Source organism: Chryseobacterium oleae, assembly GCF_900115055.1.
GTDB lineage: Bacteria > Bacteroidota > Bacteroidia > Flavobacteriales > Weeksellaceae > Chryseobacterium > Chryseobacterium oleae.
In genome coordinates, this window is sequence record NZ_FOVD01000002.1 from 521,723 (window position 1) to 536,144 (window position 14,422).

8 protein-coding genes are annotated in these 14,422 nt (G+C 38.5%); 7 read left to right on the plus strand and 1 reads right to left on the minus strand.

The annotated features are described in order from the left end of the window. Positions 1-97: 97 nt before the first annotated feature. From BM143_RS09470 to BM143_RS09490, 5 genes are all read left to right on the plus strand, one after another. The gene (locus tag BM143_RS09470) at positions 98-3,652 is read left to right on the plus strand and encodes a T9SS type A sorting domain-containing protein (protein ID WP_090024253.1); all 3,555 of its coding nucleotides are present in this window, start codon (positions 98-100) and stop codon (positions 3,650-3,652) included. A 296-nt stretch (positions 3,653-3,948) separates the two neighbouring features. After that, a complete protein-coding gene (locus tag BM143_RS09475) occupies positions 3,949-5,853 on the plus strand; it encodes a T9SS-dependent choice-of-anchor J family protein (RefSeq protein WP_090024254.1) in 1,905 nt (634 codons plus the stop codon). A 200-nt stretch (positions 5,854-6,053) separates the two neighbouring features. Beyond that, positions 6,054-7,646, plus strand: coding sequence for a GEVED domain-containing protein (locus tag BM143_RS09480; RefSeq protein WP_090024255.1), 1,593 nt, complete (start codon positions 6,054-6,056; stop codon positions 7,644-7,646). Between the two features lie 77 nt (positions 7,647-7,723). Beyond that, positions 7,724-10,234: a T9SS type A sorting domain-containing protein gene (locus tag BM143_RS09485; protein WP_090024256.1), complete on the plus strand. Its 2,511-nt coding sequence runs from the start codon at positions 7,724-7,726 to the stop codon at positions 10,232-10,234. 266 nt (positions 10,235-10,500) lie between these two features. After that, on the plus strand, positions 10,501-11,265 hold the full coding sequence (locus BM143_RS09490) for a T9SS-dependent choice-of-anchor J family protein (protein WP_090024257.1): 765 nt from the start codon (positions 10,501-10,503) through the stop codon (positions 11,263-11,265). Between the two features lie 284 nt (positions 11,266-11,549). Here the strand turns inward: BM143_RS09490 and BM143_RS09495 are convergent, their stop codons facing one another. Then, positions 11,550-12,377: an ion transporter gene (locus BM143_RS09495; RefSeq protein WP_090024258.1), complete on the minus strand. Its 828-nt coding sequence runs from the start codon at positions 12,375-12,377 to the stop codon at positions 11,550-11,552. A 61-nt stretch (positions 12,378-12,438) separates the two neighbouring features. Between BM143_RS09495 and BM143_RS09500 the strand changes: the two genes are divergently transcribed. After that, positions 12,439-13,536: a Nif3-like dinuclear metal center hexameric protein gene (locus BM143_RS09500; protein ID WP_090024259.1), complete on the plus strand. Its 1,098-nt coding sequence runs from the start codon at positions 12,439-12,441 to the stop codon at positions 13,534-13,536. Positions 13,537-13,539: 3 nt separating this feature from the next. Further along, positions 13,540-14,316 (plus strand): zinc ribbon domain-containing protein, encoded by a 777-nt coding sequence (locus BM143_RS09505; protein ID WP_034726472.1) that lies wholly within the window; start codon positions 13,540-13,542, stop codon positions 14,314-14,316. The last annotated feature ends 106 nt before the right edge of the window (positions 14,317-14,422 follow it).

The window sequence follows — 14,422 nt, forward strand, 5'->3', positions numbered from 1 at the left end:
TTATTTATGTTATTTGATTTAATGTTTTATGTTAATTTTTGATTCATTATTGAATATTTAAGTACATTTACAACCCTAATTTTTATTTTTACTATTTATGAAAAAAACTCTATTGTCGTTTTTATTCTTCTTAATGGCGACACTCATCAATGCCCAGGTTACTCTGGGCAGCGGAACTGCCCAGGGCGGATACATGCCTGTGGATGTGAATTTCGGCTATAATTATAGTCAGCAGATCTTTACCAAGACTGAAATTAATACAACAGCAGCAGGTAATATTACAGGCTTAAAATTCTTTCTTCCGAGTACTGCAGATATTTCTAAATCTGTTGATTGGGTGGTGTATGTAGGACATACCACTAAGACAAGCTTTAGCTCTGTTACAGACTGGGTTCCTGTAGCCAGTTTGACTCAGGTATTTTCAGGAACAGTGAGTGCAGCTGGTGGTGAAGTTACCGTTAACTTCAGTTCACCATTTGCCTATAACAATACAGATAATCTGATTATCGCTATTGATGAAAATACGGCAGACTTTACAGCCACCAGCAATAAGTTCTACACGTATACAGGACCTTCCAATTCCGGATTGGCGTACAGAAGTGACACCACCAACCCGGATCCTGCATCACCTCCTTCAGGAACACGTGGAACCGTTAAATCTGTTACAGGATTACTGGGACTTTCCCCTGCGGCGCCGCTTTGTCCGGTAGTTTCAGCTCCTGCAGCGAATGCTACCAGTGTGTCTGTTTTACCTACAATTACCTGGGCGGGATCCAATTCTGCAACTTCTTACAAATTGAGCGTAGGAACTACACCGGGAGGTACAGATGTAATGAATATGGTAGATCTGGGGAATGTGACCACTTATACTTTTACCAATGCTCTTAATTTCAGTACGCAATACTACTATACGGTGACTGCTTTAAACGCAGTAGGAACAAGTAGCGGGTGTGCGGAAAGAAGCTTTACTACCGTTTCGTTGGGCTGTCCTTCCGTAAGTCTTCCTGCATCGGCTGTACTGGGAACTTCGGTGAAGCCAACATTTACATGGTCTTCCATAACAGGCGTTCAGGGATACCGTTTAAATATCGGAACATCTGCAGGAGCTAATAATGTGTTGAGTAATTTCGATTTAGGAAATGTATTAACTTACACTTTAACTGCAGCACAGCAGCTAAACCCTTCTACTCAATATTTTTATACCATAATAGCTTACACTGCCAGTACTTCTTCTACAGGATGTACGGAAAGAAACTTCACTACAGGAGCTACATTGCCTCCTGCCAATGATGACTGTTCAGGAGCAGTTGCATTAACAGTTAATCCTGGATTGACCTGTACTGCTACAACACCGGGGAATACCCTTGGTGCTACTTTCTCTATGGCAGCTACACCTTGTAGCGGTAACCCGGGAGATGATGTTTGGTACAGCTTTACAGCTACCGGAAGCAGCCACCTGATTACCATTTCTAATGTAGTTTCAACGGGTGTGAGCTCGGATACCGATATGTACTTCCAGGTTCTTGGAGGAAGCTGCGGTACAATGACCAGTCTATTGTGTTCCGATGACAATATCAATATGGTGAACGGACTTACTGCAGGCCAGACCTATTATGTAAGAGTGTATACGTACTCATCCAATGCCAATACAAACGCAAGTTTTAATATCTGCGTATCAACACCTCCGCCGCCACCGGCAAACGACGATTGTGCGAATGCTGTAACAGTTACGGTAAATGCTGATATGAACTGTGGTTCTGTAACTGCAGGAAACACTTCAGGAGGAACTAATTCCAATGTACCTTTAGGAACTTGTACCGGAGGAACTCCGGATGATGATGTATGGTATAAATTTGTTGCTACAGGCACAAAGCATACGATCTGGTTTAAGAATGTAGCTTCTGTAGGAACTTCTTCATCTACTTCATTGTATGCTCAGGTGTTCAGTGGTGCGTGCGGTACATTGACGAGCACTACATGTATTACCTCAAATTCAACTTATACTGTTTTGTCTAACCTGACAGCAGGGGAGACTTATTATGTAAGAGCTTATAACTCAAATGCTAACTCCGGGGCTTCATTGTATGCCAATACATTTGATCTGTGTATAGGAACACTACCTCCCCCTCCGGCCAATGACGAATGTTCAGGGGCTGCCACTTTGACTGTGAATCCAGATATGGCCTGCGGATCTGTAACTTCAGGAACTACTTTGGGAGCAACCAATTCTTCAGTTCCGGTAGGTACCTGTTCAGGAACTCCTGACGACGATGTGTGGTATGCATTTACAGCAACAGGAACTGCACATACAATTTGGTTAAAGAACGTGGTATCAGCAGGAAGCAGCTCATCTACGAGCCTTTATGCACAGGTATTCACAGGAGGATGCGGAGCTTTGGTTAACAAAACCTGTATCACTTCAAATTCAAGCTATACTGCACTTACAGGCCTTACAGCCGGAGAAACGTACTATGTAAGAGTGTATAACTCCAGTGCCAATACTTCTACTACAGTTTACGCCAATACATTTAGTGTATGTATCGGTACACTGCCTCCTCCTCCGGCCAATGATGACTGTGCTAACGCAGTTTCATTAACTGTGAGCGGAACAGGAATTTGTACAAATCCTGTAAACGGTTCTACGTATAGTGCGACTCAAAGTACAGGAACCACTCCAACCTGTGCTGCCAGCGGAATCAATGATGATGTTTGGTATTCGTTTACGGCTACTGCGGCCACCCATTTGGTAACAGTAAATTATACAGATAATGCTACGGCTACACAGGTGTATTCAGGAGCTTGTGGCAGTTTTACTGCAGTGGCGTGTACAGATGGAGCCTTTGGGAATTCAAATGTGCTTTTACAGAGCTTAACGGTAGGTCAGGTTTATTATGTAAGAGTGTACTCTTCATCAAGTACAGCTACAATAGCTTCATCTTTCAGCATCTGTATCACTACACCGGTAGCACCTGCTAACGATACCTGTGATACTGCCATTGCAATCCCTTGCGGTGGAACAGTAGAAGGCAACAATGCGCTTGCTGCCAACGAAACTTTACCTGCCAGTACCTGTGGCAGTACAACCACTACAGCAAGTTATAAAGGAGTATGGTATACGGTAAAAGCTCATGCAGCAGGGCCTATTACAATCAGCGCTTGCGGAGCAGAATTTGACAGCTACTTAAGAGTGTATTCAGGAAGTTGTGCTGCACTTTCATGTGTGAACAATACTTCGGGAATTGGTTATGCTGATGGCGGATGTCCTGGTGCCAATCTTAATGATGCATCTACTTTAACATTCAATGCTACGGCAGGAACTACGTATTATGTATTGCTGACAGGTTATACTGCAGCAAGATTTGGAAAATATACGATTTCTGTAACGCAGGATTGTTCTACAATGGGTACTTCTGAGGTTAAAAAAGAAAACAACCTTAAAGCGTATCCGAATCCTTTCGCAGATGTTCTGAATATCTCTGATATTTCTAAAGTGAAGTCGGTATCTGTTGTTGATCTGGCCGGAAGAGTTGTAAAAACGATTGATAATCCTTCTTCAGCCCTTCAGTTGGGAGATCTGAAACAAGGAATGTATCTGGTGACTTTGAATATGAAAGACGGATCTAAACAAATCATTAAGGCCATTAAAAAATAAAATTTTATTGACCATATCTTATTATAGAGCAGCAGCCGAAAGGCTGCTGTTTTTTTTGATGATAATAATCTTGTGTGGTTATCTGGTATAAGTGGGCGATAATTGGCAAAGAATTCTTTTTATTTTAATACTCTTAATTAGGTGAATTATTAGGAGGTGTTAAAATATAATATAAAATACTATTATTAATGAAAATGATTTAATTGTTTGTATTATTTGTATTTAATTTATTCATTTAGTGCAGTTATTGTAATTAATTAAGTAATTTAATGTCATTAATTTAAAGCATTTACCCTATGAAAAAACTCTTATTTTTTATTATGATGTTTCCTGTCTTTATTTTTGGACAATGGACAGAAACTTTTGATTCTGGTACTGCACTTCCGGCAGGCTGGGCCGTCATCAATAATGGTGGAAACAATAGTTGGGATATTCGTATGCCCAACATAGATGTGGCACACTCAGCAACCAATGTAGCGGGAATTACCTACAACAGTACAGCCCATAATGATTATTTGATTACAAAGTCTATCAATGTACAGGCAGGGATTAGTGAAAGAATTTCTTTCTATATAAAATCTGGTTCTACAACATTCCTTGAAAATTATGAAGTATTACTTTCAACAACAGACCAAACGCAGAGTGCTTTTTCAACTGTACTTCAGGCAACTGCGAAAGCACCGGCAGTATGGACCAAAAAAACAATTAGCTTATCTGCATATACTGGTCAGACGGTTTATGTGGCTATTCATGCAACAGACACTGACCAGCTTTATCTTTTTGCTGATAGTTTTATTGTAGATGCGAATCCTACCACAATACCTTCATGTACAACAATTACTTTACCTGCAAATGGAGCTACGGGAGTAAATGCAGATGGAGTACTTAATTGGGATATGGTATCTTCAGCTACAGGATATAAGGTAAAAGTGGGGACAACCACCGGAGGAAATGATATTGTAAATAATATTGATGTAGGAGATGTATTTACCTACAATATCCCGGGACTTCTCAATGCAGGTACTACTTATTATGTTACAATTACGCCTTACAATCTTGTTGGTGATGCCTCTGGCTGTAGTGAGAGTTCTTTCACAACAAATCAGGTTCCTGCTAATGATGACTGTACCAATGCAGTTTCATTACCGGTAAGTAGTACGGGAACCTGTACAAATCCTGTAAGCAGTACCACTGGTGGAGCGACTCAAAGTACAGAAACGGTTCCTGCATGTTCTGATACTGGAATTAATGATGATGTGTGGTATTCGTTTACGGCTACTGCGGCCACCCATTTGGTAACCGTAAATTATAAAGATAATACTACTGCAACGCAGGTTTATTCAGGAGCTTGTGGAAGTTTAGTAAAGGTTGCTTGTGCAGACGGAAGCTATGGTAATTCAAATGTTCTGTTGCAGAACTTAACAGCAGGTCAGGTATATTATATTAGAGTATATTCTTCATCAAGTACAGCGACAATAATTTCAAGATTCAACATTTGTGTTACAACACCGGTAGCGCCTGCTAATGATACCTGCGATACTGCCATTGCCATTGCTTGTGGTGGTACAGTAGAGGGTAATAATGCACTTGCAGCTGATGAAACTTTACCTGCCAGTACTTGCGGTGGAACAACTACTACAGCAAGTTATAAAGGAGTATGGTATACCGTAAAAGCTAATGCGGCAGGGCCTATTACAATCAGTGCTTGTGGAACAGAATTTGACAGCTACTTAAGAGTGTATTCAGGAAGTTGTTCAGCACCAATATGTGTCAGTGATGCTTCAGGAGTAGGGTATGCTGACGGCGGATGCCCGGTTCCTAATATTTATGATGCATCTACTTTAAAATTCAATGCCACAGCAGGAACTACCTATTATATATTATTGACCGGTTATAGTGCAGCTAGATTAGGAAAATACACGATTTCTGTGACACAGGATTGCTCTACAATGGGGACTGCTGAGGCTAATAAAGAAAGCCGTCTTCAAGCACACCCAAATCCTTTCGCAGATGTTCTGAATATTTCTGACATTTCTAAAGTGAAGTCGGTATCTGTTGTTGATCTGACCGGAAGACTTGTAAAAACGATTGACAATCCTTCTTCAGCCCTGCAGTTGGGAGATCTGAAACAAGGAATGTATCTGGTAACTTTGAATATGAAAGACGGATCTAAACAAATCATTAAGGCCATTAAAAAATAAAATTTTATTGACCATATCCTATAGAACAGCAGCCGGAAGGCTGCTGTTTTTTTTATGATAACTATTGAATAAGATCAGTTGAAAAAGATCAGTAATTCAATAGTTAATGATATTTTTTAGAAACATTGTTTTTTAAATGTAAAAAATGATTATGTTGTGTTTTTTTTATTAAATTAGCTAATACCATTAAAAAATATTATATGAAAAAGATTTTACTTGCGAATCTGTTAATGATTGGCGCGTCCGTATTTGCGCAAACCTATTGTATCCCCGAGTTTTCAAGTGGGTGCGATGGAGGAGATGTAATTAACAGTTTTACGATTCCGGCAGCGGGATTCAGCCATCTGGATACAGGGTGCTCACAGGGAGCATACGGAGATTATATCACGCAGACCATCAGCATGAATGTAGGTGTGAATTATGCCTTTTCTATTACCCATGGCTATTCTGATCAGAATATCAGAGTATGGATCGATTTTGATAACAATGGAACCTTTGATGATGCAGCACCAGAATTGGTTGCTGAAGCAAGCAGTACCGGGCCGGACGCCAACTCAGTTACTAATGGTACTATCACTATTCCTTTAACTGCTGCACCAGGAACTTACAGAATGAGAGTTGGAGACCGTTTTTCCAGCCAGCCGGAACCTTGTAATACGGCAGGCTATGGAGAAGCCCATGATTATACTGTAGTCATTGGAGCTGTTCCAAGTTGCCTTGCACCAGGTGATTTATCTTCAAGTACAGTTACTTCAAACTCAGCGTCTATTTCATGGACAGCTCCTTCAAGCACTGTTGGGGTAGGGTATGAATATTACCATTCTGAGACAAGTACAGGACCTACAAGCACTACCGTAGCTACAGGAAGTGTAGGGGCATCCGCTCTTACGGCATCATTATCTTTACTTTCTCCTGCTACTACCTATTACGTATGGGTGAGATCCGTATGCAGTACTTCCGATAAAAGTGCGTGGTCTGTAGGAACATCGTTTACAACAGAATGTGCCACCATAGTACCTACGGTAACATATACCAATGATTTTGCCACATTCCCGGGCGACTGCTGGGCACAGGCCTCTGGTGGAGATCCTGCTACAGGACCGGATGATACTGAAGAATTATGGTATCAAGGAGACTTCCTAAACGCTGATGACGGCAATAATTCTGGTAAGATCAATCTTTATTTTACAGGTAATGCGGCATGGCTGAAGACTGTACCTTTCGATCTTTCAGCGGGAGGCTACAGAGTTAAGTTTGATTACGGAGTTACAGAGTTTTTCGGTACCGCACCGTCCGGTATGGGGTCTGATGATGTTGTTCAATTCCTGGTATCAGGAGATGGAGGAAGTACATGGACCATTCTGCAGACCTGGGATGCTGCAAACGCTCCTTCTAATACCTCTGCTACCTATTCTTATAATCTGACTTCCTACACCGGAGCGAACACGGTTTTTGCATTTTATGCCTCCGACGGAACCGTAAATGATCCGGAAGACTACGAATTCTTTATCGATAACTTTAAAGTAGAAACTGCATCACTGTCAACATCTGAAGTTTCCAAAGCAAAAGAAACCATTAAAGCATATCCAAACCCGTTTACAGATGTTCTGAATATCTCAAAAGCGGATCTGGTGAAATCTGTTTCCATATCCGATGCTTCGGGAAGACTAGTGAAAACCATCGATAATCCTTCTTCAGCCCTTCATCTGGGAGATTTGAAACAGGGATTGTATTTTGTGACACTGAATATGAAAGACGGCTCCAAGCAAAGCATTAAAGCGATAAAGAGATAATCTTGTCATTTATCATAAAAAAAGCGGTTATAGTATATCCGCTTTTTTTTATCTTTCCATATTGAAAAAAGACTAACATGAAACTATTAAACAGATCCTTACTATTATTAATATTAACCTTTAATGTATATATATCAGCACAAATACTCCCTCCCCCTGCCAATGATGATTGTGTCAACGCAATTCCTTTAGCGGTAAATGGAGATATGAGCTGTACAATTATTGGTTCCGGAAATACTTTGGGTGCTACATCATCTGGAATACCTTCAGGATGTTTTGGTAATCCAGACGATGATGTTTGGTTTAGTTTTATAGCAGTTGGAACCTCACATACGGTTAGCACTTCAAATATTGTCAATACCGGAACTTCGCCCAACCAACAAAACGTGACTTTTGAAGTAATGAAGGGGGATTGTGGGGCATTGGTGAATGTACTTTGTGGTGAATGGAATTTTGTTACGCTAACAAATCTTACCCCGGGAGAAAAATATTATATCAGAGTTTATACTACTAGTTCAGGTATTGCTAATGCTTCTAGTTTTAAATTATGTATAGGTACTCACGTTCCTCCTCCAAATGATGAATGCGCAAATGCTATTGCTTTATCAGTGAATCCAGATTCAAATTGTGGGATCGTTACATCTGGAACTACGCTTTCTGCTACTTATTCAGGAATGTTACCATCTCCTTGTACGGGCAGCACTGATGATGATGTTTGGTATAAATTTACAGCAACCGCGAATACTCATACGCTATGGTTGAAAAATACGGTAGCTTTAAGCCCTTATTTAAGCCCTAAACTATATGCACAGGTATTTAAGGGAAGCTGTGGAAGTTTAGTAAGTACGATTTGTATTACTGCTAATGATATAGCATCCGTTATGTCTGGGCTAAATATCGGGGAAACATATTATATTAGGGTTTATAGTTATGGAAGTACTACGCCTACAATACTTCATGCTTTTACATTTGATATATGTATTGGTAGTATTGCTGTGCCGACTCCGGTTAATAATGAATTTGCCAACGCTACTGTACTGCCTGTAAATCCTACTAAAAACTGTGGGACCTTTGTTTCAGGAACTACTTATGGAGCATCTGAATCTCTCCCTTCAATACCGTCACCATGTTCAGGAAGTGTATCTAATGATGTTTGGTATAAATTTACAGCAACCAAAACCTTACATACTGTTGATTTTAAAAATATTAGTTCTGTAGGGCCTGTTTATTCAAATTATCTTGTAGCAGCAGTGTATAGTGGGTCATTAGGAAATTTAACGAGTATTGAATGTATCAGCGTCAGCATCTATGCAACTGGTGGTGGATATTATTCAAATCCTACGAATTTGATAGGTCTTACTCCTGGAGAAACATATTATATAAGGGTTTATGCATCAACTACAAATATGGCGTATAAGTTTAATATTTGTGTAGGTACTCCGAATGCTCCAGTCAATGATTATTGTAGCAACGCCATTGTTGTACCTGTAAATACCGGAACAACTTGTAATCTAACAGTTCCAGGTACGACTTCTGATGCTTCGGAATCTATTCCTAATTTGGTGGGATGTAATTCAACAAGTAATACATTTATCGATGATGATGTATGGTATAAATTTACAGCAACTCAAAATGTTCATGGAATTAGTTTAAAAAATCTGACCTCTGTGGGAATTAATCCTTCAACAGTTTGGATAAAGATATATAAAGGCTCTGATTGTGGGTCGCTGGTCGCTTTCGAATGTACTCAGAAGGAAATGACTTACAATTATGACAGTATTTTTGGCTACATAAATAGTAAATTGTTTGTACCAGGTGAAACGTACTATATAAGGATTTATACTGAATATAGCGGTCCTTCCTATGCATATACATTTGATTTATGTATAACGTCCCCACTTACAAATACCATATGTGATAATCCTATATCATTAGCGGTCGCAGACAGTTTTGATGCTGGTGCTGTTACAGTATCAAATGTTGGAGGTACCCGTTCAGGTTCTACGTGTTCAGGCTATGGCAGTTATTACGCTTGGTTTAAAGCTATAATTCCGGCTTCAGGAAGTATGATTATTGAAACAGGTCCTGTAGCAGGTTCTCCATTTGTTGATTCTGTAATTGCAAATTCATCAAGCTGTGGGACTACATTTAGCTTTTGTAATGATAATATTTCTCCAACTAATTTATTTTCACGAGTAATATTAACCGGAAGAGTCCCGGGTGAAACCATTCGGTTTGCTGTTTTAAGCAACGGAACAGTGGAACAATATAACGGGATTCCTAGTGCTAAGGCAGGTGAGTTTAAAATTTCAGTATATGATCCGGGTAATTTATTAGCAACTGATGAAACCGATATGAAGAATAAGAGTATCAATATTCATCCCAACCCGTTCACAGATGTACTGAATATCTCAAAAGCAGAACTTGTGAAATCTGTTTCCATATCCGATGCTTCGGGAAGATTGGTGAAAACCATTGATAACCCTTCTTCAGCACTTCATCTTGGAGATCTGAAACAGGGATTGTATTTTGTGACACTGAATATGAAAGATGGTTCTAAGCAAAGTATTAAAGCAATTAAGAAATAATCTGAATTTAACGAAAATTATAAAGGCGAATATTTTTATTCGCCTTTTTTTTGTAAATAAAATTTATCATGAGAATCGATAGGATAGTATTTTTTTAACTTATTTTTTTTTCAATAAGAGAATGAATGATTGAAAATAATTGACTAATGGGAAAAATAAATTCAATAGGGTAATATACACTGATCCATGAAAAATAATTTTGTTGAATTTATTTTTGAAAAAAATGATCATGTATTTAAATTGCCGTATAATTTAAACACATACATATGAAAAAAGTATTATTTTTTATTCTAGGATGGCCTTTGTTATGCTTTGGGCAATGGACAGAAAATTTTGATTCCGGCAGTGCATTACCATCAGGTTGGGCGATTATCAATAATGGAGGAGTCAATAGTTGGGAAGTTGGTGGCTCACTTAATCCACAATCCGGATCAAATTCTGTAACAATTGCTTCTGAAACTGCAGCTCACAATGATTATCTGATTACCAAAGCTATCCCTGTACAATCCGGTGTCAGTGATAAAATATCTTTTTATGTTGTATCAATGGTAGAATTTGTTCCTGATAATTATGAGGTTTTGCTTTCTACAACCAATCAAACGGCAGGCGCTTTTACAGTAGTACTTCAGCCGTCACAACAAGCGAATGATTCATGGGTTAAAAAAACATTTAATCTTTCATCATATGTAGGACAAACAGTATATATTGCGATTCATGCTGTCGGAGCCAATCAGGGGCAGCTTGCTGTTGATACTTTTGCAGTGAATTCAGCAACATTATCAACTTCTGAAACTTCAGGTGTTAATAAAGAGAGTGTAATAAGTCCTAATCCGTTTTCTGAGGCCCTCCATATTTCTAATTCAACCCATGTGAAATCCGTTTCAGTATCCGATGTTTCAGGAAGATTGGTAAAAAACATTGATAGCCCTTCTTCTATGCTTCATTTAGGAGATCTGAAACAGGGATTATACTTTGTAACCATGAATATGAAAGACGGCTCAAAACAAATGATCAAAGCCATAAAAAAATAAAGAATAACAACAGTGTTATATTGAAAAAAGACGGTGCCAGCCGTCTTTTTATATTACTTATTACCCATCACTTATTACTCATCATTTATTTGGTACCGGCTGTATATCTCCCGTATTCATATGTTCAAATATAGTTGGGAAAAACATGACAAGGATAAAATAAATAATGATCATTAATACAATTAAGGAAAAAAGGATAATGACCAGACTGTTGGGCTTATTTTTCTTTTGTGGTTCCATGATTTTTGTGGTATTTGGTTAATAGATTAATTCAATACCAGATACTAAGCTAATTTCTTGCCACACTGTTTGCAGTATCTTGCGTCGTCATCAATATCTTCGTTACCACACTGTTCGCAGATCTTCTCCAGATTCTGTCTTTTATTTCTCATTTCGGCAGTAACAATTCCTGTAGGAACTGCGATGATGGAATAACCTGCCAGCATCAGAATAACAGCAAAGAATTTACCCATCGGTGTGATTGGGGAGACGTCGCCATAACCCACAGTCGTCACGGTAACCACAGCCCAGTAAATAGACTGGGGTATGGTTTCAAAACCAGGCCTTCCACCTTCCACCATAAACATCAGGGACCCCACGATCACGGAAAAGATAATCAGGAATAAAAGGAAAATATAGATCTTTCTGGAACTGTGCTTTAAGGCTCTTACGATGAGGTAACCATCGTTCATGAAATCCAGAAGATTAAAAATTCTGAAAACCCTCAGCATTCTCAGCATTCTGAAAATCAGGAAATATTTAGTTACCGGAAAGAAAAAGCTCAGGAAGAAAGGAACCAGTGCCAAAAAATCGATGATTCCGAAAAAACTGAAAATATAGTTTTTCTTATTTTTTACCACACTGATACGCATCCAGTATTCGACCGTGAAAAAAATAGAAATAATCCATTCGAGGATCAGAAAAGTTCTGTGAAATTTTTTGTCGAGTTGAGGTACACTTTCCATCATAATAATGGCCGTACTAATCAGGATCAGAGATAATAATGTAATGTCAAATAACTTCCCGAGTTTGGTGTCGGCACGGTAGATGACCCTGTAAAGAAACCTTTTCCAAAGCTTGTCTTCAGGAACAAGATTATGTTCTCTTTCCATTTTTAATGTTTTTTAAAATTAACAAATTATCGTTATTTTCGTAGCAAACATACAGAATAAAATGACAATAAGCGAAGTAATTTCAAAAATAGAACAGCGCATTCCACTGCAACAGGCAGAAGATTTTGACAATGTAGGATTGCTGTGCGGCGTTCCGGACCGGAATGTAAGCGGAATACTGGTTTGCCATGATGCTCTGGAGAATGTTGTGGATGAGGCTATTCAGAAAAACTGTAATCTGATCGTATGTTTTCATCCCATAATTTTTTCGGGATTAAAATCGCTTACGGGAAAGAATTATGTGGAAAGGGCTGTATTAAAAGCTATTGAGAATAAAATTGCCATCTATGCCATTCATACGGCATTTGATAATGATTTCTTTGGAGTCAATCACGGAATCTGCAGTCAGTTGGGATTAAAAGACCTTACAATTCTTCAGCCTAAAAGGAATAATTTGAAACAGTTAACGGTTTTTGTGCCAAAAGAGCAGTCTGAGCAGGTGAAGGAAGCTCTTTTTTCTGCAGGAGCCGGAAATATAGGATTTTATGATGAATGTAGCTTCACCCTCAACGGAAAAGGAACATTCAGACCAACGGAAGGCTCAAATCCATTTTCGGGACAGCAGGACGTTCGTGAAAATGCTGATGAAGACATGATTTCTGTGATTTTTGAAGGATACAAACAAGGGAGAATCATCTCAGCCATGAAGGCAGCGCATCCCTACGAAGAAGTCGCTCATCAGGTTTATCAGCTGGAGAACAATAACCAGCATACAGGTTTGGGGATGTACGGGGATTTGGAAGAAGAAATGGAGGAACAGGATTTTTTAAGATTTGTGAAAGAAAAATTCGGGCTGGAACTGATTAAACATTCTGATCTTACAGGCAAAAAAATCAAAAGAGTAGGCGTTCTTGGAGGTTCAGGAGCAAGCGGAATTAAGGCTGCATTATCCCAAAAATGTGATGCTTACCTCACCGGAGATATCAAATACCACGACTATTTTCTGGCAGAATCCAAAATGATGATCTGTGACATAGGCCATTATGAATCAGAACAATTTGTAACTCAACAATTATTTGAAATTTTATCACAAAAATTTAGTACATTTGCAATTTCAAAATCTATTGAAAAAACAAACCCAGTAAATTATTTCATTTAAGATATGGCAAAAACCAACGATATTTCAGTTGAAGAAAAATTAAGAGCTTTATACGATTTGCAGATCATTGATTCAAGATTGGATGAAATCCGAAATACCAGAGGAGAATTGCCAATTGAAGTTGAAGATCTTGAAATTGAGATTGAAGGACTTGAAAAAAGAGCTGAAAAATTTCATGCAGACATCAAAGATCAGGACGATCAGATCAAAACTAAGCATGAAGTGATTAACCATGCAAAAACTTTAATTGAAAAATACAAATCTCAGCAGGATAACGTAAGAAACAATAAAGAGTTTGAAGCATTAGGAAAAGAAATGGAATTCCAGGATCTTGAAATTCAGCTTGCTGAAAAAAGAATTAAAGAATTCGGAGCTAAAATTGCTCACAAAAATGAAACTTTAAGCGAACTTAACAGTAAAATAGAAGATCTTAAAAACCATTTAAAATTCAAAAAAGAAGAATTGGATGGTCTTGTATCTGAAACTCAAAAAGAAGAAGAGTACTTAATAGAGCAGTCTAAAGAGTATGCAGGTAAGATCGACGAAAGATTACTGGCTTCATATAACAGAATCAGAAAGAGCTCTATCAACGGACTTGCTGTAGTAGGATTAGAAAGAGGAGCACCGAAAGGTTCATTCTTCACTATTCCTCCTCAAAAGCAGATGGAAATCGCTCAGAGAAAGAAAATTATTATCGATGAGCATTCAGGAAAAATCCTGGTTGATGACGAATTGGTAATGGAAGAAAACGACAGAATGAAATCTGTAATTAAATTTTAATTACAATTCAAACCATATAAAAAGTGCTTCATTTCTGAAGCACTTTTTTTGTGTTTAACAGGATGCCTTGAAATCCTTAATCACCAAGAAGATTCAGTGGCAATGG

Coding starts and splice junctions, on each gene's coding strand:
- BM143_RS09480 (WP_090024255.1), top strand. CDS start 6,054: ATGAAAAAGATTTTACTTGCGAATCTGTTAATGATTGGCGCGTCCGTA.
- BM143_RS09470 (WP_090024253.1), top strand. CDS start 98: ATGAAAAAAACTCTATTGTCGTTTTTATTCTTCTTAATGGCGACACTC.
- BM143_RS09485 (WP_090024256.1), top strand. CDS start 7,724: ATGAAACTATTAAACAGATCCTTACTATTATTAATATTAACCTTTAAT.
- BM143_RS09505 (WP_034726472.1), top strand. CDS start 13,540: ATGGCAAAAACCAACGATATTTCAGTTGAAGAAAAATTAAGAGCTTTA.
- BM143_RS09495 (WP_090024258.1), bottom strand. CDS start 12,377: ATGGAAAGAGAACATAATCTTGTTCCTGAAGACAAGCTTTGGAAAAGG.
- BM143_RS09475 (WP_090024254.1), top strand. CDS start 3,949: ATGAAAAAACTCTTATTTTTTATTATGATGTTTCCTGTCTTTATTTTT.
- BM143_RS09500 (WP_090024259.1), top strand. CDS start 12,439: ATGACAATAAGCGAAGTAATTTCAAAAATAGAACAGCGCATTCCACTG.
- BM143_RS09490 (WP_090024257.1), top strand. CDS start 10,501: ATGAAAAAAGTATTATTTTTTATTCTAGGATGGCCTTTGTTATGCTTT.